At 68.0% G+C, this 25,941-nt stretch carries 25 protein-coding genes; 17 read left to right on the forward strand and 8 right to left on the reverse strand.

The features are described from left to right. The first annotated feature begins 2 nt into the window (after positions 1 to 2). The 7 genes from rpoZ to rnc all read left to right on the forward strand — a co-directional run bounded on the left by rpoZ (position 3) and on the right by rnc (position 6,204). Positions 3 to 356 (forward strand): DNA-directed RNA polymerase subunit omega, encoded by a 354-nt coding sequence (gene rpoZ, locus G5V65_RS07405; protein WP_165048493.1) that lies wholly within the window; start codon positions 3 to 5, stop codon positions 354 to 356. A 31-nt stretch (positions 357 to 387) separates the two neighbouring features. After that, on the forward strand, positions 388 to 2,505 hold the full coding sequence (locus G5V65_RS07410) for a RelA/SpoT family protein (RefSeq protein WP_165048495.1): 2,118 nt from the start codon (positions 388 to 390) through the stop codon (positions 2,503 to 2,505). 73 nt (positions 2,506 to 2,578) lie between these two features. Next, entirely contained in the window at positions 2,579 to 3,235 is a 657-nt protein-coding gene (locus tag G5V65_RS07415; protein ID WP_241250482.1) for a DUF2062 domain-containing protein, read from the forward strand. 47 nt (positions 3,236 to 3,282) lie between these two features. Next, positions 3,283 to 4,041: a pyridoxine 5'-phosphate synthase gene (locus tag G5V65_RS07420; protein ID WP_165048499.1), complete on the forward strand. Its 759-nt coding sequence runs from the start codon at positions 3,283 to 3,285 to the stop codon at positions 4,039 to 4,041. Between the two features lie 121 nt (positions 4,042 to 4,162). Next, on the forward strand, positions 4,163 to 4,618 hold the full coding sequence (acpS, locus tag G5V65_RS07425) for a holo-ACP synthase (RefSeq protein WP_165048501.1): 456 nt from the start codon (positions 4,163 to 4,165) through the stop codon (positions 4,616 to 4,618). 67 nt (positions 4,619 to 4,685) lie between these two features. Further along, the gene (gene lepB / locus G5V65_RS07430; protein WP_165048503.1) at positions 4,686 to 5,477 is read left to right on the forward strand and encodes a signal peptidase I; all 792 of its coding nucleotides are present in this window, start codon (positions 4,686 to 4,688) and stop codon (positions 5,475 to 5,477) included. 16 nt (positions 5,478 to 5,493) lie between these two features. Then, positions 5,494 to 6,204, forward strand: a complete 711-nt coding sequence (gene rnc, locus G5V65_RS07435; RefSeq protein ID WP_165048505.1) for a ribonuclease III — start codon at positions 5,494 to 5,496, stop codon at positions 6,202 to 6,204. Here rnc and G5V65_RS07440 read toward each other — a convergent pair. After that, positions 6,195 to 6,746, reverse strand: coding sequence for a thermonuclease family protein (locus G5V65_RS07440; protein ID WP_165048507.1), 552 nt, complete (start codon positions 6,744 to 6,746; stop codon positions 6,195 to 6,197). The genes rnc and G5V65_RS07440 overlap by 10 nt on opposite strands. A 145-nt stretch (positions 6,747 to 6,891) precedes the next feature. Between G5V65_RS07440 and era the strand changes: the two genes are divergently transcribed. The 3 genes from era (at position 6,892) to recO (ending at position 8,978) form a co-directional block, all read left to right on the forward strand. After that, complete coding sequence (gene era, locus G5V65_RS07445; protein WP_165048510.1) at positions 6,892 to 7,806, forward strand: GTPase Era; 915 nt, start codon at positions 6,892 to 6,894, stop codon at positions 7,804 to 7,806. 76 nt (positions 7,807 to 7,882) lie between these two features. Beyond that, the gene (locus G5V65_RS07450) at positions 7,883 to 8,212 is read left to right on the forward strand and encodes a DUF1491 family protein (protein WP_165048512.1); all 330 of its coding nucleotides are present in this window, start codon (positions 7,883 to 7,885) and stop codon (positions 8,210 to 8,212) included. Between the two features lie 37 nt (positions 8,213 to 8,249). Then, positions 8,250 to 8,978, forward strand: coding sequence for a DNA repair protein RecO (recO, locus tag G5V65_RS07455; RefSeq protein WP_165048514.1), 729 nt, complete (start codon positions 8,250 to 8,252; stop codon positions 8,976 to 8,978). Here recO and G5V65_RS07460 read toward each other — a convergent pair. Beyond that, positions 8,975 to 9,898, reverse strand: coding sequence for a DMT family transporter (locus G5V65_RS07460; RefSeq protein ID WP_165048516.1), 924 nt, complete (start codon positions 9,896 to 9,898; stop codon positions 8,975 to 8,977). The genes recO and G5V65_RS07460 overlap by 4 nt on opposite strands. Next, positions 9,895 to 10,575: a tRNA (5-methylaminomethyl-2-thiouridine)(34)-methyltransferase MnmD gene (gene mnmD / locus G5V65_RS07465; RefSeq protein ID WP_165048518.1), complete on the reverse strand. Its 681-nt coding sequence runs from the start codon at positions 10,573 to 10,575 to the stop codon at positions 9,895 to 9,897. The genes G5V65_RS07460 and mnmD overlap by 4 nt, the downstream gene beginning before the upstream one ends. Before the next feature lie 49 nt (positions 10,576 to 10,624). Here mnmD and G5V65_RS07470 point away from each other — a divergent pair, with 49 nt between their 5' ends. After that, positions 10,625 to 11,671, forward strand: a complete 1,047-nt coding sequence (locus G5V65_RS07470; RefSeq protein ID WP_165048520.1) for an NAD(P)/FAD-dependent oxidoreductase — start codon at positions 10,625 to 10,627, stop codon at positions 11,669 to 11,671. On the opposite strand, the gene G5V65_RS07475 is transcribed toward G5V65_RS07470, so the two are convergent. Beyond that, positions 11,668 to 12,018 (reverse strand): hypothetical protein, encoded by a 351-nt coding sequence (locus tag G5V65_RS07475; RefSeq protein ID WP_165048522.1) that lies wholly within the window; start codon positions 12,016 to 12,018, stop codon positions 11,668 to 11,670. The two genes, G5V65_RS07470 and G5V65_RS07475, sit on opposite strands and share 4 nt — an antisense overlap. Before the next feature lie 169 nt (positions 12,019 to 12,187). On the opposite strand from G5V65_RS07475, the gene G5V65_RS07480 reads away from it, so the two are divergent. The 3 genes from G5V65_RS07480 (at position 12,188) to G5V65_RS07490 (ending at position 15,272) form a co-directional block, all read left to right on the forward strand. Continuing rightward, positions 12,188 to 13,138 carry a threonine-phosphate decarboxylase gene (locus tag G5V65_RS07480; RefSeq protein WP_165048523.1) on the forward strand — a complete coding sequence of 317 codons (951 nt, stop codon included), beginning with the start codon at positions 12,188 to 12,190 and terminating at the stop codon, positions 13,136 to 13,138. Next, positions 13,135 to 14,043 (forward strand): adenosylcobinamide-phosphate synthase CbiB, encoded by a 909-nt coding sequence (gene cbiB / locus G5V65_RS07485; protein ID WP_165048525.1) that lies wholly within the window; start codon positions 13,135 to 13,137, stop codon positions 14,041 to 14,043. The genes G5V65_RS07480 and cbiB overlap by 4 nt, the downstream gene beginning before the upstream one ends. A 65-nt stretch (positions 14,044 to 14,108) precedes the next feature. After that, positions 14,109 to 15,272 carry a lytic murein transglycosylase gene (locus tag G5V65_RS07490; protein WP_165048527.1) on the forward strand — a complete coding sequence of 388 codons (1,164 nt, stop codon included), beginning with the start codon at positions 14,109 to 14,111 and terminating at the stop codon, positions 15,270 to 15,272. On the opposite strand, the gene G5V65_RS07495 is transcribed toward G5V65_RS07490, so the two are convergent. After that, a complete protein-coding gene (locus G5V65_RS07495) occupies positions 15,267 to 15,884 on the reverse strand; it encodes a dimethylsulfonioproprionate lyase family protein (RefSeq protein WP_206526703.1) in 618 nt (205 codons plus the stop codon). The genes G5V65_RS07490 and G5V65_RS07495 overlap by 6 nt on opposite strands. A 360-nt stretch (positions 15,885 to 16,244) precedes the next feature. Between G5V65_RS07495 and G5V65_RS22640 the strand changes: the two genes are divergently transcribed. After that, positions 16,245 to 19,280 carry a Hint domain-containing protein gene (locus tag G5V65_RS22640; RefSeq protein WP_165048529.1) on the forward strand — a complete coding sequence of 1,012 codons (3,036 nt, stop codon included), beginning with the start codon at positions 16,245 to 16,247 and terminating at the stop codon, positions 19,278 to 19,280. Between the two features lie 20 nt (positions 19,281 to 19,300). Here G5V65_RS22640 and G5V65_RS07505 read toward each other — a convergent pair whose 3' ends face one another. Together G5V65_RS07505 and smc are read right to left on the reverse strand one after the other, a co-directional pair. After that, complete coding sequence (locus G5V65_RS07505) at positions 19,301 to 19,648, reverse strand: hypothetical protein (RefSeq protein WP_165048531.1); 348 nt, start codon at positions 19,646 to 19,648, stop codon at positions 19,301 to 19,303. After that, positions 19,645 to 23,100, reverse strand: a complete 3,456-nt coding sequence (gene smc, locus G5V65_RS07510) for a chromosome segregation protein SMC (RefSeq protein WP_165048533.1) — start codon at positions 23,098 to 23,100, stop codon at positions 19,645 to 19,647. The genes G5V65_RS07505 and smc overlap by 4 nt, the downstream gene beginning before the upstream one ends. Before the next feature lie 373 nt (positions 23,101 to 23,473). Between smc and G5V65_RS07515 the strand changes: the two genes are divergently transcribed. Beyond that, positions 23,474 to 23,767 (forward strand): hypothetical protein, encoded by a 294-nt coding sequence (locus G5V65_RS07515; protein ID WP_165048535.1) that lies wholly within the window; start codon positions 23,474 to 23,476, stop codon positions 23,765 to 23,767. Between the two features lie 67 nt (positions 23,768 to 23,834). On the opposite strand, the gene G5V65_RS07520 is transcribed toward G5V65_RS07515, so the two are convergent. Further along, entirely contained in the window at positions 23,835 to 24,533 is a 699-nt protein-coding gene (locus G5V65_RS07520; protein WP_165048538.1) for an SDR family oxidoreductase, read from the reverse strand. 277 nt (positions 24,534 to 24,810) lie between these two features. On the opposite strand from G5V65_RS07520, the gene G5V65_RS07525 reads away from it, so the two are divergent. Then, entirely contained in the window at positions 24,811 to 25,887 is a 1,077-nt protein-coding gene (locus G5V65_RS07525) for an acyltransferase family protein (RefSeq protein ID WP_165048540.1), read from the forward strand. Positions 25,888 to 25,941: the final 54 nt, after the last annotated feature.

Below are 25,941 nucleotides of genomic sequence, written 5' to 3' on the forward strand. Positions count from 1 at the left end.
TCATGGCCCGCGTGACGGTCGAAGATTGCGTTGACAAGGTGCCGAACCGTTTCGAACTGGTGATGCTCGCCGCCCATCGCGCGCGGGAAATCGCCGCCGGTTCGCCGATCAGCATCGACCGCGACAACGACAAGAACCCCGTCGTCGCCCTGCGCGAAATCGCCGAGGAAACCCAGTCGGCCGAGGTTCTGCGCGAACGCATGATCGAATCCCACCAGACCCAGATCGAGGTGGACGAACCCGAAGAAGACCAGATGGCGCTTCTCATGTCGGGCGAGATCGACCGTCCCATGCAGGACGACATGTCGGAAGAGAAACTGCTCCGCGCCCTGATGGAAGCGCAGGGCGACAACTGATCCGGGCTCAGGCCCGTCCAGCGGGGCGGTGATGATCGACGTCGAAGACCTCATCGCCCTTGTCCGGAACTACAACCCGCGCACCAATGCCGACCTGATCCGCAAGGCCTATGCCTACGGGTTCCAGATGCATGACGGCCAGCTGCGCAAGTCGGGCGAACCCTATTTCACCCACCCCGTCGCCGTCGCCGCCATCCTGACGGAACAGCGCCTCGATGATGCGACCATCATCACCGCGCTCCTTCACGACACGATCGAGGATACCCGCTCCACCTATACCGACATCACCCAGATGTTCGGGGAAGAGGTGGCCGAACTCGTCAATGGCGTGACGAAACTCACCAACCTGCAGCTTTCCTCGACACACAGCCAGCAGGCGGAAAACTTCCGCAAGCTCTTCATGGCCATGTCGAAAGACCTGCGCGTCATCCTCGTCAAACTGGCCGACCGCCTGCACAACATGCGGACGATCAAGTCGATGAAGCCGGAAAAGCAGGCCCAGAAGGCGCGCGAGACGATGGAGATCTTCGCCCCCCTTGCAGGCCGGATGGGCATGCAATGGATGCGCGAGGAACTCGAAGACCTCGCCTTCCGCGTCCTCAACCCCGAGGCGCGCAATTCCATCATCCGCCGCTTCATCACCCTGCAGCGCGAAACCGGCGACGTGGTCCACAAGATCACCGCCGACATCCGCAACGAACTCGAAAAGGTCCAGATCGAGGCCGATGTCTACGGCCGCGCCAAGAAACCCTATTCCATCTGGCGCAAGATGCAGGAGAAGGATCTCGCCTTCTCCCGCCTCTCCGATATCTACGGCTTCCGCGTCATCTGCGGCTCGGTCGCCGATTGCTACCGCATCCTCGGCGTGATCCACCAACGCTGGCGCGCCGTGCCGGGCCGCTTCAAGGATTACATCAGCCAGCCCAAATCGAACGGCTACCGCTCCATCCACACCACCGTCTCGGGCCGCGACGGCAAACGGGTCGAGGTGCAGATCCGCACCCGCGAGATGCACGAAGTGGCCGAGGCAGGCGTCGCCGCCCACTGGTCCTATCGCGAAGGCGTGCGCGCCCAGAACCCCTTCGCCGTCGATCCCGCCAAATGGGTGGCCACCCTGACCGAACGCTTCGACGAAGGCGATCACGACGAATTCCTCGAACACGTCAAGCTCGAGATGTATTCCGATCAGGTCTTCTGCTTCACCCCCAAGGGCGATGTGGTGCAACTGCCGCGCGGGGCCACACCGCTCGACTATGCCTATGCCATCCACACCCGCATCGGCAATTCCTGCGTCTCGGCCAAGGTGGACGGCATCCGCGTCCCCCTCTGGACCCGCCTCAAGAACGGGCAAAGCGTCGATATCATCACCGCCGAAGGCCAGCGCCCGCAGGCAAGCTGGATCGACATCGTCACGACAGGCCGCGCCAAGGCCGCGATCCGCAAATCCCTGCGGGAAGAGGACAAGGGCCGCTTCGTCAAGCTTGGCCAGGAACTCGCCCGCGCCGCCTTCGATCATGTCGGCAAGAAGGCCACCGACAAGGCGCTCCGCACGGCGGCCAAGATGCTGGGCCTGTCGGACGAGCAGGATCTTCTCGCCCGCCTCGGCAGCGCCGAGATCACAGCCCGCCGCGTGGTGGAAACGCTATACCCCGAACTCGCCCGCGCCCAGGACGATGAGGTGGATGCCTCCCGCCCCGTCGTGGGCCTGTCCGATGACCAATCCTTCCGCCGCGCCTCCTGCTGCCAGCCCGTGCCCGGCGAACGCATCGTCGGCATCACCTATCGCGGGCAGGGCGTGGTGGTCCACGCCATCGACTGCCCCGCACTGGAAGAATTCGAGGAACAGCCCGGCCGCTGGGTCGATCTGCACTGGCATTCCGGCCGCCACGCCGCCGTCCACACCGTCAGCCTCGAGATCACGATCTCGAATGATGCAGGCGTGCTTGGTCGGATATGCACCTTGATCGGCGAACAGAAGGCCAATATCTCCGACCTCAGGTTCACCGATCGGAAACCCGATTACTACAGGCTGATCGTCGATGTGGACCTTCGCGATGTCGAACATCTGCACATGGTCATGACCGCACTCGAGGCCGAGACCGATGTCGCCCAGATTTCCCGTCACCGCGACCTGACACGCAAGCCCTGACAGGGCCACGGGGGACAAGGACTTGGTGTTCAAACGGCGCAATCCGCGAACCCTCTGGGGCTGGACCCGCGAAATGGTCTACCCCCAGGGCGGGTTCCGCCGCGCCACCCAGTATGTCCTCCATCGCATGCGCCGCCTGCCCGACAGCCCCCACCGCATCGCGCGCGGCGTCTTTGCGGGCTCCATGGTGGGCTTCCTGCCCCTGCCCGGGATGCAGTTCATCGCCGCCTGGCTCGCCTCGCGCGCGGTCAAGGGCAACCTGCTGGCGGCCCTTCTCGCCACCTTCAACACCAACCCGATCACCACGCCCTTCTTCGCCGTCCTCTCCATGACGCTGGGTCACTGGATCCTTGGCATCCAGAAACCCCTCTCGCCCGAATATATCGGCGGGGCCTTCGCCAATGCGGGCACGGATCTGTGGTTCAACATCAAGGCGCTCTTCGGCCCGGAACACACCCAATGGGACGGCCTCGCCCAGTTCTGGCACGAAATCTACCTGCCCTATTTCCTTGGCGCGCTCGGCCCCGGGCTGCTCTTCTCGGCGCTGTTCTACTATCTCACCATCCCGCTGGTGACCGCCTACCAGAAGGCCCGCGCCGCCAAGTCCCGCGAACGCAGCGAACGCCGCCACAAACTGCGCGAGGCGCTGGCCGCCGCCGCCGCCAAGCTTACCCATCGCAGCGACGCATCCCATGGCGCAGGGGATGACGACGCCCCCGGTCCGTCCTAATCTCCCCCGCGACTCGGACCCTGCGCGAACAAGGAAAGACCAAGGCCATGAAACCCCAAGGGCTGCTCCGCCTCGGCGTGAACATCGACCACGTCGCCACCATCCGCAACGCCCGCGGCTCCGCCTGGCCCGAACCCCTCCGCGCCGCATTGCTGGCCGAGGCAGCGGGCGCCGACGGCATCACCGCCCATCTGCGCGAAGACCGCCGCCACATCCGCGACGCCGATATCGAGGCGCTGGTCGCGGGCATCTCCATCCCGCTCAACTTCGAATGCGCCGCGACCGCGGAAATGCAGGCCATCGCGCTGCGACACCGGCCCCATGCCGTCTGCCTCGTGCCGGAAAAGCGCGAGGAACGCACTACCGAAGGCGGGCTCGATGTCGCGGGCGATGCCGACCGCCTGGCCGATTACATCGCCCCCCTGCGCGAGGCGGGCGCCCGCGTTTCCATGTTCATCGGCCATGACCCGCGCCAGATCGAAGCCTCCGCCGCCATCGGTGCGGCTGTGGTCGAACTCCATACCGGGCACTATTCCGAACTCCTCGCCGAAGGCCGCGAGGCCGAAGCCACCGAAGAACTCGAAGGGCTGCGCCGTGGGGCGAAACTGGCCCATGCCCTTGGCCTCGAGGTGCATGCCGGCCACGGCCTGACCTATGACAATGTCGCCCCCATCGCCGGCATGCCCGAGGTGATGGAACTCAATATCGGCCATTTCCTGATCGGCGAAGCCGTCTTCCGGGGCCTCGGCCCCGCGATCGAGGAGATGCGCCGCCGCATGAATGACGCGCGCGCGGTCCAGCCATGACATACCCGCCGCAGCCGGGGGCGCACGATTTTCCTGCGAAAAATCACGCCCCCGAACCCAGCCCCGGCCCTGAATTTTCGCAGAAAATTCGTTGGGCCGGAAAACCCGTGGATTGCATCCCATGATCCTCGGCATCGGCACCGACCTCGCCAATATCGACCGGATCGAGGCGACGCTTGCCCGTTTCGGCACCCGCTTCAAGGACCGCGTCTTCACCGAACGCGAACAGCGCAAGGCCGAAGGCCGCCCCCGCGCCATCGCCGCCACCTATGCCAAACGCTGGGCCGCGAAGGAGGCCTGTTCCAAGGCGCTGGGAACCGGCCTGCGCATGGGCATCTCCTGGAAGGACATGGCGGTGACCAACCTCCGCTCCGGCCAGCCCGTGATGCATGTCACCGGCTGGGCGGCCGAACGCCTGCGCGACATGACGCCCGCCGGGCACGAGGCGGTGATCCATGTCACCCTCACCGACGATCACCCCTGGGCGCAGGCCTTCGTGGTGATCGAGGCCCGCCCCCTCGGCCCGACTGCCGAACGGCCCGCCGAAGCAGAGGCCCCGGCCTCCCCCGGAACTTGACTCCCCCGCGCACTGCGCGCAATGAACCCCGATCCGCACGGACCGGAAAAGAAGCAGAGTGGACCCCATGGCAGGCAGCAAGGCCAAATCCGAAAACGGCATCGTCGAAACGATCAAGACCGTCCTCTGGGCGCTGGTGATCGCGGGCGTCTTCCGCACCCTCTTCTTTCAGCCCTTCTGGATCCCCTCCGGCTCCATGAAGGACACGCTGCTGATCGGCGACTTCCTTTTCGTCAACAAGATGGCCTATGGCTATTCGCGCTATTCCTGCCCCTTCTCGGCCTGCCCCTTTCCGGGGCGGATCCTCGCCTCCGAACCCGAACGCGGCGATGTGGTGGTGTTCCGCCACCCGGTCAACGGCACCGATTTCATCAAGCGCCTGATCGGCCTGCCGGGCGATACCGTGCAGATGCGCGAAGGTCGGCTCTACCTCAACGGCGAGGCTGTCCCCGTCGAACCGGCGGGTGTCTTTGAAGAGATCTACGAAAAGCAGGGCCCAATGGGCAACCTGCCGCGCTGCGAGAATGGCCCCGTCGGCGAAGGCGGCATCTGCCAGAAATCCCGCAGCCGCGAAACCCTGCCCGGCGGGCGCAGCCATGATGTGCTCAACATCGACGACAACGGCTTTGCCGACAACACCGATGTCTTCACCGTGCCTGCCGGCCATTACTTCTTCATGGGCGACAACCGCGACAATTCGCAGGACAGCCGCTTTGGCCAGGCCGTCGGGGGCGTGGGCTTCGTGCCCGCCGAAAACCTGATCGGCCGCGCCGACCGGATCATCTTCTCTTCTGCCGGCCGCTCCATGCTCTTCTTCTGGACATGGCGCGCAGACCGCTTCTTCAAGGCGGTCGAGTGATGATCGGGGCGGCGCGGTGACGGGGCAGAAGGTCAGGCTGGCCGCGGATCTCGCGGCCTTCGCGTCCCGCATCGGGCATGAATTCCAGCGCCCCGAACTGCTCGTGCGGGCGGTCACGCATTCCTCCATCTCCTCCGCCACCCGCCCCTCGAACGAGCGGCTGGAATTCCTTGGCGACCGCGTGCTGGGCCTGACCGTGGCCACCGCGCTCTTCAAGGCCGATGGCACCGCCCCCGAAGGCCAGCTTGCCCCGCGCTTCAACGCGCTTGTCCGGCAGGAAACCTGCGCCGATGTGGCGCGCGAGATCGGCCTGGGCGAGGTGCTGAAGCTCGGCCGTTCCGAAATGCTTTCGGGCGGGCGCCGGAAAGAGGCGCTGCTTGGCGATGCCATGGAAGCGGTGATCGCGGCGGTCTATCTCGATGCGGGCTTCGACGCCGCCCGCGACGTGATCCTGCGGCTCTGGGGCCCGCGGATCGCCGCCTCGGCGGTGATCGAAACCCGCGATGCCAAGTCCAGCCTTCAGGAATGGGCCCAGGCCCGCGGCCTGCCGCCGCCCAGCTATATCGAAACCGGGCGCGAAGGCCCCGATCATCAACCCGTCTTCACGGTCGAGGCGCGGCTGGAGAACGGCCAGTCCGCCACCGGACGGGCCAAGGGAAAACGCGCCGCAGAACAGGCCGCCGCCCGCGCCCTGCTGGATCGCATGGAACAGGACGTTCAGGACTGAACGCCCTTCTCCCGGATCACCATCTTTCCGTGCTGCCGAGCGTTGGCTCGCCAAAGCTTCTTCCGAACATCGGGCGGCTCGAGATGAGCGTAGCGCCCACCGGAGTACTTGGGCCAGTCAAGCGCGAGGCCAGATTTGACCATCTCCGCCGCCAGATCACGTCCGTCCTGCAAGTGACAGACCGCCACCGCTCGGTCATGGGAAACCGACCCGTCAGTCGTCGCAGTCACAACCTGACCTTTGCAAAGCGCATGGAGCGCCCACTTTGCCTTTTGACCCAGAGGATGATCGAGTTCGGGTGCGTCAATACCCGATAGACGAATATGAACCTTGTCGATCACAATCGTATCACCATCGATCACCCAGCAACGCCCGCGCAGGATGGTATGCTCCTGAAAGGAGCGTGGCTGAAGCTGGCTAGTGGTTTCGCGTTGCCGTTCGGGCAAATTGAAACGTGATCGCTCATCCCAAGGTTGGCGCGCGCGATCTGGTCTGCGCTTCGGTCCGAAGAAAGCCTTCAGCAATACTCTCAATAGGCCCATGCTTGAAACTCTTCACCCTATGGTTTCACTCGTGACTGCCATCCCATTCGGGCGAGACGAAGGCACATTCGGTCGTGACCGCTTATAACTGGCACCTAGCCTGACTTTGAAGTAATCGAAATACAGAGTGAAGCGAGGAAAACTTATGACGTCCGAAACCCGCGCCGGCTTCGTCGCCCTGATCGGCGAACCCAATGCCGGGAAATCCACCCTGCTGAACCGGATGGTCGGGGCCAAGGTCTCCATCGTCACCCACAAGGTGCAGACGACCCGCGCCCGCATCCGGGGCGTCTGCATGGAAGGCCAGTCCCAGATCGTCTTCGTCGACACGCCCGGTCTCTTCCGCCCCCGCCGCCGCCTTGACCGCGCCATGGTCGCCGCCGCATGGGGCGGGGCGGCGGATGCCGATATCATCGTCCTTCTGGTCGAGGCGCATCGCGGCCTGACCGAAGGCGTGCAGGCCATCATCGACAACCTCAAGGACAAGATCCCGTCCGCCGCCACCGTCGCTCTGGCCGTGAACAAGATCGACAAGGTCAAGGCCGAAACCCTCCTCGCCCTGACCGCGAAACTCAACGAGGCCTTCGCCTTTTCAAAGACCTTCCTCATCAGCGCCGAACGCGGCTATGGCGTGGATGACCTGCGCGAATGGCTGGCCGCCGAAATCCCCGCAGGCCCGTGGTTCTATCCCGAAGACCAGATCGCCGACCTGCCCATGCGCATGATCGCGGCCGAGATGACGCGCGAGAAACTCACCCTGCGCCTGCATGAGGAACTGCCCTACCAGCTGACGGTGGAAACCGAGAAATGGGAGGACCGCCCCGACGGCTCCACCCGCATCGATCAGGTGGTCTATGTCGCCCGCGACGGCCACAAGGGCATCGTGCTGGGCGCCAAGGGCGAAACGATCAAGGCCATCGGCCAGCAGGCACGGGCCGAGATCGCCACCTTCCTCGACCGTCCCGTGCATCTGTTCCTGACCGTGAAGGTCCGCCCCAACTGGCTGGAAGAGGCCGAGCGCTATTCCGAAATGGGGCTGGATTTCAAGGACGGCGACTGATCCCACCCCCGGAGAGGGCAACCGCCCTCCCCGGACCCCTCCCACCGCCCTGATCGAAACCTGGCACAAGGTTCCCATGCGCCTGACGACCGACCTCTGGGTGTCTGCCTACCTCACCCGCCTCCGGCTGGCCGACATTCCCGTCTATGTCACCGCGAGGGGCGATGCCACGGCAGGCGCGGTGATCGTGAAATGCGCCACGCTGGACGGTCAGGCCCATGCCGTGCAGCGCAGCTATGACCTGCTGACCGGCGCCCGCGTCTGGGTCACCCTCGCCCAAGGCCCCGAGACCGAGGTCGACGCCACCCTCCGCCGCCAGCGCGACCGCGACCCCGATCTCTGGGTGATCGAGGTGGAAGACAGGCAGGGCCGCACCCTGCTGGATCAGCCGGGTCTTGCAGACTGACTTGCCCTTCCCCTGAACCCCGCCGATAGTCGCCCGCATGGAATGGCGGGACGAAGGCGCGCTCCTGTCGGTCAGACCCCACGGCGAAAGCGCGGCGATCATCGAGGTCTTCACGGGCGAACATGGCCGCCATGCCGGGGTCGTGCGCGGCGGCGCATCCCGCCGCATCGCCCCCCTCCTGCAACCCGGCGCGCAGGTGCAGGTCACATGGCGTGCCCGGCTGGATGATCATCTGGGCATCTTCACCGTCGAACCCCTCCACGCCCGCGCCGCACTCCTTTCCGATCCGCTGGCGCTGGCGGGCCTCAACGCCATCTGCGCCATGCTGCGCATGGCTCTGCCCGAACGCGAACCCCACCCGATGCTGCACGCCGCAACCATCCCGCTCCTTGACGCGCTGGAGGCAGGCACCGACTGGCCCCCCGCCTATCTGCGCTGGGAACTCCTCCTGCTCGAAGAAATCGGCTTCGGCCTCGACCTCGCCACCTGTGCCGTTACCGGATCACGCGACGACCTGATCTACGTCTCGCCCAAATCCGGCCGCGCCGTCAGCCGCCAGGGCGCGGGCGACTGGGCCAGCCGCCTTCTGCCGCTGCCCCCCGTCCTTCTGGGCCAAGGCCCCGCCAGCGCGGGCGACATCGCACAGGCCCTCGCCCTGACGGGTCATTTCCTCAACCGCGAACTCGGGCCCTTGCTGAACGGTCGCCCCCTGCCAGAGGCCCGCACCCGCCTGATCGACCGCCTTGCCCGCCGCGCACAGGGCTAGGCCTGCCGCTCCTTCACCCGCTGCCGCCACAGCGTGAACAGCCCCGCCGCCACCACCAGCCCCGCGCCGATGGCCACATTCGTCCGCAATTCCTCGCCGAACAGGAACAGCCCAAGGCCGGATGCCCAGACAAGCTGCAGATAGGCAAAGGGCTGGATGGCCGACGCCTCCGCCACCGCAAAGGCCTTGATCAGCAACCAATGCCCAAGGATCGCCGTGCAGCACAGCGCCCCCATCCAGCCCCAATCCGCGCCCGACATCGGCTCCCAATACCACAGGCCCACCAGCGTCATCGCCGCCGCCCCCACCATGCCCGTCCAGAAGAACGACACCCCGGCACTGTCCCCCCGCGCCACATAGCGCGTCAGCAGCCCGTAAACCGCGAAAAGCAGCGCCGACAGCAGTGGCACCAGCGCCCAGGGCGAAAATACCGCATAGCCCGGCTGCAGGATGATCAGCACGCCCACGAACCCGATCATGATCGCCGCCCAGCGCCGCCAGCCGACCTTTTCCCCAAGGATCGGCCCCGAAAGCGCGGCAATCAGCAGCGGATAGCAGGTGAACACCGCATGGCTCTCCACCAGCCCCAGCTTCACGAAGGCCAGCACCATCACGCAGACCTCCGTCACCAGAAGCAACCCCCGCACCACCTGCAACCACGGAAAGCGCGACCGCACCGCCGCCCGCAGCCCCTCCCCCTGCCGCGCCGCATCCCGCGCCGCCAGCGCCATGACGAAGGCTGCAAAGAACCAGAAACGGATCATCACCACCATGAAGACGTTGTACTCGCTCGCCAGATGGCGCGAGATGCCGTCCTGCACCGCAAAGACCACCGTCGTCGCCACCATCAGCCAGATGCCCAGCGTGGTGTTCTGCACCGTCGCATTGCTGTTGCGGTCCAGCTTCGGCAACCCGCTCATGCCAGAATCCCCGCCGTCATGTGCCGCTTCCTTCCATGTCCCGCCCGCCGCTCCACGGCAAAGCCCGCCCCGGCCAGCGCGCGCCGCACATGGCCCGCCGCCGTATAGGTGGCGAATGTCCCGCCCGGCGCGGTATGCGCCGCCACCGCCCGCATCAGATCGTCCGACCACAGTTCCGGGTTCTTCGCAGGCGAAAACCCGTCCAGAAACCACGCATCCGCGACGCCCGCCCATTCGGGCAGCCGCGCGCGCGCATCGCCCAGGATCACCTCTGCCTGCAAACCCGGCAACGCGATCTCCCGCGCCCCTGCCGCCCATTGCGCCAGCATCGGCCCCGCCACTGCGGCGGCCTCGGGAAAGGCCGCCAAGGCCCGCGCCATCTCTTCCGCCGTCAGGGGATAGGCTTCAAAGGACGTGAACCGCACCACCCCCGGCGCGCCGACCGATTGCCAGCACAGCCACAGCGCCAGAAGGTTCAGCCCCGTCCCGAAACCCAGCTCAGCCACCCGGAACCCGTCGCGCAGCCGCCCCGGCAGCCCGTTGCCATCCAGAAACACATGCCGCGTCTCGGCCAGACCATCCGCCAACGAAAAATAGGGGTCATCGAACCGCCGCGACACCGGCACGATCCCGTCGCGCCAATCCAGACCGCCCTCACCCTGTTCGCCGCCCGCCATTTGCCCTAAACCCCGAAATCGCGGCGGACCATGGGCAAGGGCGCGGGGAATGGCAAGTCACGATCTCACGGTGATGGGCGGGGGCATCTTCGGCCTCTCCTGCGCGTGGGAGGCCGCGCGGCGCGGCGCCCGCGTCCGCCTGATCGAACGCCACGCCATCGGCGCGGGGTCCTCCGGCGGGCTGGTCGGGGCGCTGGCCCCCCATGTGCCGGAAAACTGGAACCCCAAGAAACAGTTCCAGCTTGAAAGCCTTCTCATGGCCCCAGATTGGTGGGCCGAAATCGCCGCCACCGGCGGCACCGATCCCGGCTATCTCCGCTCCGGTCGGCTGCAACCCATCCCCGATGACCGCGCGCTCCAGAATGCCCGCGCCCGCATCATTGAGGCCCGCACCCTCTGGCAGGGCCGCGCCGACTGGCGCGTCATCCCGGCAACCGGCGGGGCATGGGAACCCCACAGCCCGACGGGCTGGCTCATCCATGACACGCTCACCGCCCGCCTGCACCCACGCCAAGCCGCCGCCGCCCTCACCGCCGCGCTCAACGCCAAAGGGGTCCGGATCGACATCGGCGATCACAGCCCCCAAGGCCCCACGCTCTGGGCCACGGGCTATACGGGCCTCCTCGACCTCAACACCGCGCTCGATCACCCCGTCGGCGCGGGCGTCAAGGGTCAGGCCCTCCTCCTGCAACACGATGCCCGCGACCTGCCACAGCTTTTCGCCGACGCCCTCCACATCGTGCCCCATGCCGATGGCACCACCGCCATCGGCTCCACCTCGGAAAACGACTGGTCAGACCCCACCGCCACCGACGCGCAACTCGACGACATCCTCACCCGCGCCCGCGCCGCCCTGCCCGTCCTTGGCGCGGCAAAGTTGATTGACCGCTGGGCCGGCATCCGCCCCCGCGCCCGGTCACGCGCGCCCATGCTCGGCGCTTGGCCGGGCCGCCCCGGTCACTTCATCGCGAACGGAGGATTCAAGATCGGCTTCGGCATGGCCCCCAAGGTCGCCACCACCATGGCCGACCTCATCCTGAACGGTCAGGACACCATCCCCAAAGGCTTCCGCGTGGAAGACAACCTCCGCCTTTAGCCGCGCGGCAGATAGCCCACCGGCGCATTCTCGTCGCGCCAGTAATCCAGCGCCGGGCGGTCCAGCACCGCCGTCGACCGCTTGAACTCGCAGATCAATTCGCCATTCTCGGCGACAGAGGCGACGATCAGGCACTGAAAGATATGGTTCGCCCCGTCATAGACATCGACCAGCCCCCGCAGGCTTGGCGTCAGCGCGGCATCCAGCGCAAAGCCCTCGTCCCAGAACCGCAGAATGGGAAAGACCGCATGCCCCACCTGCACCCGCAGGCGCGACTTGCGCTTCAGGTCGCGCTTGCGGGCCATCTCCAGCCCCTCGCGGATCTCTTTCGACAGGAACTCCAGCATTCCGCTCTCCCTTCCATGGGCAAAGTCTGCGGCGCAGACGGGCCAAATCAAGGAAACGGCAAGGCGTAACTTTGATGTTAACCAACCGTGACAGTTTTGCAGCAGCCCCCGCCCTGCCAAAGCCCTTCGGGTGATGGACAGCGCCGCCACAATCGGGTCTGTCGCGCCCATGACGCCCGATCACACCCGAATCGCAGAACCCGACCACGGCGGCGGCATAGACGCCGCAGCCGCCCGTTGGGGCGGCACCCGCGCCGATTGGCTGGATCTCTCCACCGGCATCAACCCGCGCCCCTACCCGCTGCCGCCCCTGCCCGCCGATGCCTGGACCGCACTGCCTGACCGGGCCGCCTTCGCCGCGCTGGAAACCGCCGCCCGCCGCTTCTGGGCCGTCCCCCATGCCGCCGACATCATCGCCGCCCCCGGTGCCTCCGCCCTCATCGCCCGCATCCCCGCGCTGCTGCCTCCCGGACGCATCGCCATCCCCGCCCCCACCTACAACGAACACGCCCGCGCCTTCCGCGCCGCAGGCTGGACCGTCACCGATAACGCGACAGAGGCCACCGTCATCGTCCACCCCAACAACCCCGACGGCCGCCTCCACCCCCCCCCCTCCACCCCCTTCGCCGTCATCGACGAAAGCTTCTGCGACACCACCCCCGGCGCCACCCATATCGGCCAATCCACCCGCCCCGGCACCCTGATCCTCAAAAGCTTCGGCAAATTCTGGGGCCTCGCCGGTGCCCGCCTCGGCTTCGCCATCGGCGACCCGCAGCTCATCGCCCGCCTCAAACCCATGATCGGCCCCTGGGCCGTCCCCGGCCCCACCCTCGCCATCGCCACCGCCGCCCTTTCCGACGACGTCTGGGCACAAACCACCCGCGCCCGCCTCGCCACCGACGCCCAGCGCCTCGACACGCTCATGTCACGGTCCGGCGCCACCCCCCTCGGCGGCACCACCCTTTTCCGCCTCTACGACACGCCCGACGCAGGCGCATGGCAGGACCGCCTCGCCCGCCACCGCATCCTCACCCGCATCTTCCCCTATTCCACCCGCTGGCTCCGCCTCGGCTTGCCCGATGGCGCAGGCTGGCACCGACTGGAACACGCCCTAACATGAGCGCGACCCTCCTCCTCCCCGCCCTCCTCCTCGACGCGGCCTTGGGCGAGCCGAAATGGCTCTGGAACCGCTATCCGCACCCCGCCGTCCTGATGGGCCGCGCCATCGGCTGGGCCGACAGGCGCTTCAACCAGGGCGCGCACAAACGCCTGAAAGGCAGCGCCACCATGGCCGCGCTTGGGCTTGCCGCCGCAACCCTCGGCTGGCTCATCCACCTCATCCCCGATTACGGCCTGCTGGAAATCATCACCGCCGCCATCCTGCTGGCGCAGAAATCCCTCGTCGATCACGTCCGCGCCGTGGCCGATGAACTCCGCCTCTCGCTCCCCTCCGGCCGCCGCGCCGTGTCGATGATCGTGGGCCGCGACACCGCCACGCTGGACGAACCCGCCGTCTCCCGCGCCGCCATCGAAAGCGCCGCCGAAAACCTGTCGGACGGCGTCATCGCCCCGGCCTTCTGGTTCCTCATCGCGGGCCTGCCCGGCCTCATGCTCTACAAGATCACCAACACCGCCGACAGCATGATCGGCCACCGCACCCCCCGGCATCAGGAATTCGGCTGGGCCGCCGCCCGCTTCGACGACCTTTTGAACCTCATCCCCGCCCGCCTCACCGCCCTCCTCCTCGCCCTATCCCACGGCTGGGCCGACCCCCGCCCCATCCTGCGCGATGCCCCCCTGCACCGCTCGCCCAATGCAGGCTGGCCCGAGGCAGCGATGGCCGTGATCCTGAACACCGCCCTCTCCGGCCCGCGCGCCTATCACGGCGAGATGCGCGATTACCCCTGGGTCCACCCCGAAGGCCGCCGCAACCCCGGCCCCGCCGAGATCGACGCCGCCTGCGCCGCGCTCTGGCGCGCATGGGCCGCCATGTTCGCCCTTACCGCCCTCATCGCGATCATCTGATCGCCGGACGGTTGCACCCCCGCCGCCCAGCCCCTACCCTCCGCCGCTCATTACCGGAGTGCCCGATGCGCCTGACCCTCCTCGCCGCCCTCACCGCCGCCACCCCCGCCCTCGCACAAACCCCCTGCGGCGGCGACTTCCCCGCATGGGTGAAGGGCGTCAAGGCCGAGGCCACGGCAAAAGGCATCCCCGCCGAAACCGCCGACGCCTTCTTCTCGGGCCTCTCCCCCGATCCCCGCGTGCTGAAGGCCGACCGTTCCCAAGGCGTCTTCCGCAAAAGCTTTCTCGAATTCTCCAAAAGCCTCATCTCCCGCGACCGGCTCACCCGTGGCCGCGCCCTTGCCGATCAATGGGATGCGATCTTCGACCGCGCCGAAGCCGAATACGGCGTCTCGCGCGGCATCCTCCTTGCCTTCTGGGCCTTCGAGACGGATTACGGCGCGGTGCAGGGCGATTTCGAAACCCGCCGCGCGCTGGCCACCCTCGCCCATGACTGCCGCCGCCCCGACCTCTTCCGCCCGCAGGTCCTTGCCGCGCTGGAAATGCACCGCCTCGGCGAGTTTGACCTGAACACCACCGGCGCCTGGGCGGGCGAGATCGGCATGGTCCAGATGCTCCCCGGCGATATCCTCGAACGCGGTGTGGATGGCGATGGCGACGGCCTCGTCACGCTCAAGACCTCGGTCCCCGATGCACTCCTCTCCGGCGCGAGGATGCTGCAGCACCACGGCTGGCGCGCGGGAGAGCCCTGGATGCAGGAGGTGATCCTTCCCGATACCTTCGATTGGGATCTGACCGGTCTCGACACCGAACTTCCCGCCGAACAATGGGCCGCCATGGGCGTGCAGATCCGCGGCGGCGTGCTGACCAATGGCCTGCCCGCCTCGATCCTGCTGCCGCAGGGGCGCAAGGGGCCGGCCTTCCTTGTCTATCCCAACTTCCGCGTGCTTTTCGACTGGAACAAAAGCTTCGTCTACGTCACCACCGCCGCCTATTTCGCCACCCGCCTGACAGGGGCGGAACCCTATCTCGCCGGCAATCCCGATCCCGCCCTCAGCCTTGAACAGATGAAGGCCCTGCAGACGAAACTCGCCGCGCTCGGCCATGACGTGGGCGCGGTGGACGGCATCCTTGGCGCGGCGACCCGGATCGCCGTGCAAAAGGAACAGGCCCGCCTCGGCCTTCCCGCCGATGCCTGGCCCACGCCCGAACTGCTGGATCGCCTATAGCGCCGCCGCCTCCACAGGCAGGAACCACAAGGCCAGGAACGGCGCCTTGCCAGACCGCATCGCATGCCGGATGCCCGGCGGGTTGTAGATCAGCCCCGTCATCCCCGGATCGGTCCAGTCCATCCCGGCATTCCACCATTCGCCGGGGGCCAGCGACAGATACACCTCTTCCGGCGGATGGTCGTGATCGACATAGGTCACCCCCGGGGCCATCACCGTGGCCCCGATCCAGACATCCGACCGATCCTCGATCCCCCCGGGGCCAAGGATCAGGGCATTGGCATGCCCATCCCAGAAAGCCCGGTCCGCCGGATCGGCCGACAGCCGCCGCTTCCATTCCAACCGGTCCACGATCTCGCCCAGCGCATCGGCCAGCGCCGCGCGCGGCCCGCCCTCCGCCTGTTCCAGCGCCGCCTCGATCCAGCCGCAGACCGGCAGCATCGCAGGCTCCGCGCCGCCTGCCGCACCCACCCTGTCGCGACAGCGCCCGAACACCCGCGCGCCCGCCGCAGCCGCCGCCTCCGGCCCCGAGGATGCCCCCAGCGCCGCCTCTGCCGCTTCAAGAAACCGCCGGATCGCCGGATCGCGCATCACGCCCACCACGCTTGCCACCCCATTCTCCCACGGCCCCACCCTGCCCTGCGGGGCATGCCCCCGCAACCACCTTTCCCAAGACAGGCCCCATCGCCGCAGTCCTGCCATCATTCACGGCCGCCCTGACCCAGGGCCGCCCGACACCAGATGCAGATGCCGCCCGCCAGCCGCCGGAATGAACCGTTCACGCCAGAATTCCCGCGCCCGTCGCGAATTGGCCCCCGCGCAGCACACAGTTCGCGAAAAAGCTGATCAATCCACGGCCAGCCCCCGAATCTTCCCCATTTACGCCCCATTCACCATGAATCCTGCACGCGATCGGGTGGCGCATACCCCCCCAGCCGGTCCGTTGTGTTGTAACGAGTAGGACTGTTTCCAATGGCCACCACCACCGGAACCTCAGGCAACGACTCTCTCATCGGCTCCGCCGCCATGGATGAGATCAGCGGCCTTGCCGGCAATGATACCCTCTCGGGTGCGGCGGGAAACGATGTCATCTCGGGCAGCGCGGGCAATGATGTCGTCGAAGGCGGCAACGGCACCGACCGCATCTATGGCGGCACAGGCAACGACTACCTCGCCGGCAACGACCTCACCGATCCGGCCGCCGCCGCCGCCGCAGGCAACCTTTCCCCTGCCGTCTCTCTGGAAGACAGTGCCGCCGACATGCTCGATGGCGGCGCGGGTGCCGACACGATCTTCGGCGGCGGCGGCAGCGACCTCCTCCTCGGCGGGTCGGAGAATGATATCCTCGATGGCGGCGCCGGGGCCGACACCCTGATCGGCGGCACCGGAGCGGACACGATCTTCGGCGGCGACGACAATGACCTGATCTCCGGCGACGATGCCGCCTATACCCCCTTCGGCGCGGGCTTCGGCCAATCCGGCAGCGCCTTCGCCATCAACCAGACAACCACCGGCGACCAATCCCCGCCCAAGATGGTCACGCTTCAGGATGGCCGCGTCCTCTATGCCTGGTCCGATGCAACCGGCACCCTGAACGTCCGCATCTTCGCCGCCGATGGCAGCCCCTCCACCGATCAGTTCGCCCTCTCTTCCCAATGGGGCATCAGTGCGGGCGATAGCTTCGACTGGGACAGCCTCGATCTCGACCGCCTCGCCGATGGCCGCGTCATGCTCAGCTATGTGCGCGTCAGCACCTCGGGCGGCGAGGAGCCGGTCTTCTCCATCCTCGACCCCGCCATCGAACCCGGCTCACCCGGCTTCGTCGCCGTCTCCAACGTCGAAGTCCAGGGCAGCGACACCACCACCACCGAATCGCCCCCCGTCACCACCGTCCTTTCCAACGGCAACGTCCTCTTCGTCTGGTCCAACAACGCGCTGACCAACACGACAGCCACCATCCTCGAAGGGCGCATCTACGATCCATCCACCGGGAACTGGGTCACCAGCGATTTCCGGATCGGCACCGTGGCGATCGACGGCCTCGATACGGCCGATGTCAACAACCTCTCCGTCCTGCAACTGACGGGCGGCAACATCGTCGTGGGCTTCGTCCGCTCCAACTCTGAATCCGGCGGCATCGAGCCGGTCTACACGGTCCTCGATCAGAACGGGAACACCGTCCTCGCCAATGCCGAGATGCAGCAGACCGACAGCACCGTCTGGGAAAGCCCCCCGGTGATGACATCCCTCGCCGATGGGCGCTGGATCGCGGTCTGGGCCAACAACGGCTATTCCGACGACATCACCTCGATGACGCTCGAGGCGCGGATCTTCAACGCCGACGGCACCCCCGCCACAGGCGACATCTCCCTTGGCGCGGCCGTCGACGGCTCCGATGCCTTCGACCTCGAACATATCAGCATCGCCCAGCTTTCCGGCGGCCGCGTCGTTGTCGGCTATGTCGAAACCTATGCCACCGGCACAACGACCTACCCCGAATTCGTGATCATCGACCCGGCAACCGGGTCCGTCGTCGTCACGCCCCAGCAGATCGCCATATCCCCCTCGAACATCTGGCCTGGCCCGCCCAAGATCGTGGCCCTGGGCGATACCGGGGCCTTCGTCGCCGTCTATGCCGAAGGCAACCAGTTCTCGGCCATCGCCGCCGGCATCAACTACCGCATCTTCGACGCCAGCGGCAACGCGCTGACCGGCCAGATTGCCGTCACCGGCACCTCCGGCAATGCCGCGCTGGACAACAGCGATGGCTTCGACTGGGACAACGTCCAGGTCATCTACAACGCCTCCAACAACAGCTTCGTCATCTCATGGGCGGGCAGCAGCGACGGCGCGGGAACCGGCGCCTATAGCAGCGGCCCCATCGCCGCGCCCGGCGGCCTGACCAGCCCCACCATCGACCCCCTCGCCGGCAGCGGCGATTCCCTCGACGGCGGCGCGGGCAATGACACGATCACCGGCGCGGGCGGCAACGACACCATCGCAGGCGGGTCGGGCAACGACTCGCTCTATGGCGGGGCGGGCAACGACTCCCTCGCCGGGGGAACCGGGGCCGACCTCCTCGATGGCGGCGACGGCACCGACAGCCTCACCGCAGCGCAGGGCGATACCGTATCGGGCGGCGCGGGGGATGACCGCATCACCCTTGCCGATCTGGCCGAGGCGGGCACCGCCGGGCTCACCATCACAGGCGGCGACGGCTTCGACACGCTCGATCTCGCCCAGCTGACCGTGCGCGGCTCCACCGTCCGCAGCGGCAATGGCACCACCGGCTATAGCGGCACGATGACCATGCTCGACGGCAGCGTCATCACCTTCAGCGGGATCGAAAGCATCGTCTGCTTCACCCGAGGCACCGCCATCGCCACGCCTTTGGGCCCGCGCCCGATAGAGGCGCTGGCCAAAGGCGATCTCGTCCTCACGCCCTCCGGCCTTCGCCCCATCCGCTGGATCGGCCACCGCCACCTCGACACCGCCGATCTGGCCGCGAACCCCAAACTCGCCCCGGTGCGCATTCCGGCAGGCGCTCTCGGCCCCGGCCTGCCCGGGCGCAGCCTCACCGTCTCGCCCCAGCACCGCATCCTCATCGCCAACCGCGTGGCCGAACGCATGTTCGACAGCCCCGCAATCCTCGTCCCGGCCAAGGATCTGGTGGGCAGCTTCGGCATCACCCAGCTTCCCCCCACCGAACCTGCCGAATACTGGCACCTCCTGCTGGACGGTCACCATGTCGTGCAGGCCGAAGGCGCATGGGCCGAAACCCTTTTCCCGGGGGAAGAGGCCATGAAAGGCCTCTCCTGCGCGGCGCGCGCCGAAATCCTCACCCTCTTCCCGCAACTCGCCATGCGCCCGGCCCGGCTCTGCTTCCCGCCCGCCTACCCGCTGCTCCGGGGCGCAAGGGTGCAACGGATGGTGCAACGCTGCGCGGCCAACCGCCGCGCGCTGGTCGAAACCGCGCTGCCAGAGGCTTCCCTCCAACACGCCGTCTGATCGCGCGGGCCCCTCGGCCCCTACATGCCGTGAACCGGCCTCTGCCGCCGCCGCCAACTCACGGCGGCCCTCGCGCAAGCCCGCGTCAGATCGCGCCAGACCGCCAGACCCGCCTCCAGATCCACCCCCTCGGGCAGCACCATCACCAGCCGCGTCTCCCCCTCGGCAATGTCCAGCCGCCCCGCAGGATGCGCACGCATCCACGCCTCCCGCTCCGCCTCGGTCGCCCGAACGGCAAAGCGAAGGGCGAACCGCCCGCCTTCCACGGTGAATTCCGGTGCCTCCGCCCCGTCGCGGGCAAAGACCACCGCCCCCTCCCGCTCCACGCCCACGAAGCCCGCGGCGACCAGGGCCTCCTCCAAGGTCACGCGACCAAGGCCTCGGCCTTCTTCAGGTCCACGCTCACCAACTGGCTCACGCCCTGTTCCTGCATCGTCACCCCGAACAGCCGGTCCATCCGCGCCATCGTCACCGCATGGTGCGTGATGATCAGGAACCGCGTCTCCGTCCGCCGCGCCATCTCGTCCAAAAGGTCGCAGAACCGCGTCACGTTGGCATCGTCCAGCGGCGCATCCACCTCGTCCAGCACGCAGATCGGCGCGGGGTTCGCCAGGAACACGCCAAAGATCAACGCCAGCGCCGTCAACGTCTGCTCCCCCCCGGACAGAAGCGACAGCGTCGCCAGCTTCTTGCCGGGCGGCTGGCACATGATCTCCAGCCCGGCCTCCAGCGGATCATCCGATTCCACCAGCACCAGCCGCGCCTCGCCCCCGCCGAAAAGATGGGTGAAGAGGGTGGAGAAATTGGCATTCACCTGCTCGAAGGCCGTCAGCAGCCGCTCCCGCCCTTCCTTGTTCAGCCCCGCGATACCCGACCGCAGCTTCTTGATCGCCTCTTCCAGATCGACCTTTTCCTTGGCCAGCGTGTCATGCTCCCCGGCCACCGCCTTGGCATCCTCCTCGGCCCGCAGGTTCACCGCCCCCAGGGCCTCGCGCTGCCGCTTCAGCCGGTTCACATCGGCATCCAGCGCCTCGGCATCCGGCATCTTCTCCGGGTCCGCCTTCAGCGTGGCCAGCAACTGCTCCGGCGTGCTTTCCGTCTCCTCGAAAATCCGCTCGGCGGCATAGGCCACCGTCTCGCGCGCCGCATCCATCCGCGCCTCGGCCCGCGCCCGCGCCTCGCGCGCCTCGCCCGCCGCGCGTTCCGCCTCCCGCTCGGCCAGTTGCGCCTCGCGCAGCGCGCCCTCCGCCTCGGCCAGCGCATCGGCGGCCACCTGCCGCCGCGCCTCGGCCGCCGCAATCGCCTCGGCCAGCTCCTCGCGCTTGATGGCAATCTCTTCCGGCGCGGCGCTGGCCTCGGCCAGTTCCTCTTCCGTCTCGGCCTTGCGCTCGGCCAGTTCCGCGATGCGCCGCTCCGCCGTCTCCAGCCGGTGCTTCCAGCCCGAAAGCTCCTTCACCGCCTCCTGCCGCCGCTTCACCCGCGCCTCGCCCTCGCGGCGCAACTCGTCAAGGCCGGACCGCCGCGTCAGCATGGCCAGCCGCGCCGCCTCGACGGCCACCTTGGCCGCCTCCACCGCGCTGCGCGCGCCCTCCAGATCGCCCAGATCGCCCATCGCGGCCTCGGCCTCGCGCAGCCGCGCCCGCGCGGCCATCGCCTCATCCTCAAAGCGCGACACCGCCAGCCGCGCCGCCTCCAGCTTGCCCCCGGCAATGGACTTGTCCGCCTCCGCCCGCGCCGCCGCGCGGTTCGCCTCGGTCACCCGCCCATCCGCCGCGCGCCGCGCCTCGCGCGCCATCTGATCGGCGCGCGACAGATCCATGAGCCGCCCCTGCAAGGCCTCATGCGCCTGCCGCGCGCCTTCGGCCTTCGCGGCCACCTCTTCCAGATCGCGCTTCAACTGCACGAGCCGGTTCAACTGCTGCAGGCGCAGCGCGGCGGCGCTGGGGGCATCCTCGGCCCCCGCCCGGAACCCGTCCCAGCGCCACAGATCGCCTTCCTTCGAAACCAGCCGCTGCCCCGGCAACAGCTCGGCCTGCAACGCCGCCCCCTGCGCCCGGTCCACCAGCCCGATCTGCCCCAGCCGCCGCGCCAGAACCCCCGGCGCCTTCACATGCGCCGACAGCCGCGCCACGCCCGCAGGCAACCCCTGCGGCGCGTCATAATCCGCAAGCTTCGCCCAGCCCGACCGCCCGTCGCTGCCCACCTCCGGCGCGCGCAGGTCATCGGCCAGGGCCGCACCCAGCGCCTTCTCGAACCCCGGCTCCACCTCCAGCCGATCCAGAAGCTGCGTCCCCGCACTCGCCTCCCGCTCCACCAGCCGCGCCAGCGCCGCCACTTCCGCGCGCAACGCATTGGCCTCGCCCTCGGCGGCAGACCGCGCCGCCCGCGCCTCGGCCTCGCGCGCCTGCGTCTCGGCCCGGGCCACCTCGGCCTTCTCCAGCAGCGCCTCGGATTCCTCGGCCTGCGCCACGGCCAGTTCCTGCGCCTCTTCCGCCGCCTCGAACGCCTCTGATGCCAGCGCCAGCGCCTCCGTCGCCCCCTCCACCGCATCGCGCGCCGATGCCGCCGCGCCCTCGGCCTTTTCCAGCGTGCCCCGCGTATCCGCCAGCATCCGCTGCGCCGACTGGTGCCGCGCCGCCAGCCGCGCGCTGTCCTCCGTCGCCTGCGCCAGCATCCCCTCGCGCTCGCCCAGCACGGCCCCGGCCTCGCGCGCCACATCCGCCGCCTCGGCCAGCCGCTCCTCATGCCCCTCATGGGCGCGCGCCAGCTGCTCGATCTCCCAGTCAAGGCGCGAGATCGTCTCCCCGGCATCCCGGTTCAGCCCCGCCTCGCGCTCCATGTCGCGCACAAGCTGCTCGATCCGCCCGCGCAGCGTCTCGATCATCGCCCGCGCCCGCGCCTCCTGCTCGGCCAGCCCGTCGCGCTGCACCACCAAGCGCTGCAGGATGGCCGAGGCAATCGCCTCCTCCTCACGCCGACCGGGCAGCACATCCTCGCGCCCCTCGCGCGCCTTGCCCGCCGCCCGCGCCGCAGCCTCCGCCTGGCTGGCCGCCACCAGCCGCTCGCGCAACACGCCCTCGGCCTCCAGCCGCCCCATTTCGGCCTCGCGCCAGCGGCGATAGAGCAGCATCCCCTCCGCCCGCCGCAACTCCTCGCCGATCTCGCGATAGCGCGCCGCCTGCTTGGCCTGCCGGGTCAGGGTCGACAACTGCTGCGCCAACTGCTCCAGCACGTCATCCACGCGGGTCAGGTTCTGCTCTGCCCCCTGCAGCTTCAACTCCGCCTCATGCCGCCGCGCATAAAGGCCCGAAATCCCCGCCGCCTCTTCCAGCACACGCCTGCGCGCTTTCGGCTTTGCGTTGATCAGTTCCGAAATCTGCCCCTGCCGCACCAGCGCCGGGCTATGCGACCCGGTCGAGGCATCGGCGAACAGCATCTGCACATCCCGCGCCCGCACATCCTTGGCATTGGCCTTGTAGGCCGACCCCGCATCCCGCGTGATCCGCCGCACGATCTCGATCTGGTCCGTCTCGTTGAACCCCGAAGGCGCCAGCCGGTCCTGATTGTCGATCACCAGTGCCACTTCCGCGAAATGGCGGGCGGGCCGCGTGGCGGCCCCGGCGAAGATCACATCCTCCATCCCGCCGCCGCGCATCGCCGTGGGGCGGTTCTCGCCCATCACCCAGCGCAACGCCTCCAGCAGGTTCGACTTGCCGCATCCGTTCGGTCCGACAACGCCCGTCAGCCCCTCATGGATCACCAGATCCGTGGGGTCGACAAAGCTTTTGAATCCGTTCAGCCGCAGCCTGGTAAAGCGCACGGGCGGTAATCCCCGGTTGATTCCGTCAAACCCGCATGGTCCCCACGATCCCCGCGCCCGTCAACCGCCCGAACCCCGCATATTGGCAATCCCGCCGCCTTATCCCCAAGATATTGCGCATCCCGCCCGCGCCCGGCCTTCCCCGCCGCCGCGCCGATCAGCCCTTTCAACGATCCCGGACAGACCTCAGTCCAATCCGTCATCAGACCTAGTCCTGTCACATTCCTGCCCGATTTCTGCCACAAATCAGGGGCGAACAGACGCCCCCCCGGGGTCGTTGGGAGAAGAAGAGTATGCCGGTTAACCAGATCCATCTGCCCGCCCTGCCGGGCCAAACCACAGCGCCCGCCACCCTCGCAAACGGGGGGCAGGCATGACGATCCTGCGCAATTTCACCCCCGCCAGCGGCCCCCTGGGCGAAACCATGGCCGACCGCGCCCGCCGCCAGCGGCGTGCCGCCGTGGCCTCGCGCCTGCCCTGCATCATCCAGACATCCTCCGATGGCACCAGGGTCGAGGAACACCACTTCCCCCGCATCCCCCGCCTGTCCGAGGTGCTGTCCCGCCTGGGCCCCAACGCGGTTCTCGTCGGCATCCGCTTCGGCCAGATCGGCGAAGGCAGCGGCAAGCCCGCCGCGATCCTGCCCTTCACCGACAGCCGCGCCTGATCACGCCCTGCGCCGCGCAGGGCCCAAAGGGCCGCGCGCGGCGCAGGGCGCGCGCGATCAGGCCCGGTCAGACATGCCGCGTGATCCCGCCATCCACCCGCAGGCTCTGGCCGGTGACATAGCTCGACTCATCGGTCAGCAGAAAAGCCGCGGCCTTCGCCTGCTCTTCCACCCGCGCGATCCGCTTCAGCGCGGTCAGTTCCGCGAACTTGCCCACGTCCAGGCTGTCGGTAAAGCCCGGCATCAGGCAGTTCATCCGGATGTTCTTCGGGCCATAGCGATCTGCATAAAGCTTGGTAAAGGTCGAAACCCCGGCCCGATACACGCATGAGGCCGGAAACCACGGCGACGGCTCGAAAGCGGCATAGGTCGTGACATTCACGATGGACCCGCCGCCCTGCGCCTCCATCACCGGGGTCACAAGCCGGGCCATGCGGATCACCGATTTCACGATCATGTCGTTGGCCAGATCCCAGTTCTCGTCGCTGATCTCCAGCAGGTCGCCCTTCGGCGGATGGCCGGTATGGTTCAGCACCGCGTCGATCCGGCCATGGGTCGCCATCGCCAGATCCACCACCGCCTTCAGATCCGCCGGCTCCTGCGCCACGCCACGATGCGCCACCCCGCCCAGTTCGGCGGCCAGCCGCTCGCAATTCTCGGACGGAGACATCAGCACCACCGCATGGCCCCGCGATGCCATCTCCCGCGCCACCGCCGCCCCGATGCCGCGCCCCGCGCCGGTGATCAGCGCCACTTTCCCCGTCATCCCGTCCTCCCTGAACCCTGCCGTCCCGTGGCGCCCTTCGGCCCCGAAACCGCCGCCACCATGCCCGCAACCGCCCGCCGGGGCCAGCCCCCACACCCCGCGCCGGATTCCGCCGATCCGGTCCGGCCGGGAACGGGTCGTTTCCAAATGACAGGTTGATCTCGCCGCCCCCGGGACGCTAAGGCAGGTTAATGCCCCTCTCGGTTGCGCTCCTGCGCCTCCGTTCCTCAGGCAGACCCCACCCCCGGCCAGCCTCCAAGGTGCCCATCCCGACCGCATGACACGCATCCACTCCATAGACCTGCTCAAGCTGATCGTCGCCATCGGGGTCGTCTGGGCCCATGCCACGCTGACCATCGGCAACTTCTCACCGGCGATCTACGTCTTCGGGCAGGGCCTCGTGCGGATGACCGTGCCGATCTTCGCGCTGGTCTCGGGCTTCCTGTTCCACTCCACCTTCCGGAATGCCCGGATCAAGGGCTGGCTCCTGCGCCTTCTGGCCGTCTATCTCTTCTGGTGCCTCTTCTACTTCCCCTTCTGGAAGGCCGATGCCACCAGCCCGACCGCCATCCTCGAACACCTGGTCTTCGGCCCGCTCCACCTGTGGTACATGGCCGCCCTCGGCATCGCGCTGACCCTGCTCACCGTGGTGATCAAGCTCAGCCATGATGACGCCCAGGCCAACCGGCGCCTGCTCTGGCTGGCAATCGCCGGGCTTGCGGTCGGATCGGCGCTGCAGGTCGCGGATTTCTTCACGCCGCTCAGCATCCCGCTCAACGCCTATCGCAACGGGCTGTTCCTGGGCTTTCCCTATGCCGCCTTCGGCTTTCTCATCGCCAGGCATATCCATCGGCACGGCATGGCCCGCCTGCCCGGGCTGGGCGCGCTCGCGGCGCTGTTCCTGCTTCTCGCCCTGCTCCGCATGGCAGAAGCCTGGCTCGCCCTGCAAGGCTTCGGCATGACCGTCGTTCCCGATTTTCCGCCCCTCGCCCTGGCCTTCGCCGCAACCACGCTTCTGGCCACGCTGCGCCTCGACTTGCCGCCCGCGCCGGTCAATCTCGGCTTCCTGTCGATGATGATCTATTTCCTGCACATGGCGGTGATCTTCGCCTGCCTGCATTTCGGGCTGCATGACCCCTCGGCGCTCTTCTTCGTCAGCGCGGCCCTGCCCGGCCTCTTCGGCCTTCTCTTCCTGCAGGCCCTGCGCGCCCTGCAGGCCCGCCTTCCGGGCCTGGGCGACCGCAACATCCTGGGCTGGCGACACATGACCCCCCAGCCCCGCGCCGCCGCGGCCGACGCTTCCGCCACCGCCGCACCCGGCACCAGCCCGGACAGCCCCCGCCCGCAATCCTGATCCCGCGCTGACCTGCACGGCACAAGGACCGACCCCGCACCCCGCAGGGATGCG

Origin of the sequence: Paragemmobacter kunshanensis (assembly GCF_011059185.1) — a bacterium.
Classification (GTDB): domain Bacteria; phylum Pseudomonadota; class Alphaproteobacteria; order Rhodobacterales; family Rhodobacteraceae; genus Paragemmobacter; species Paragemmobacter kunshanensis.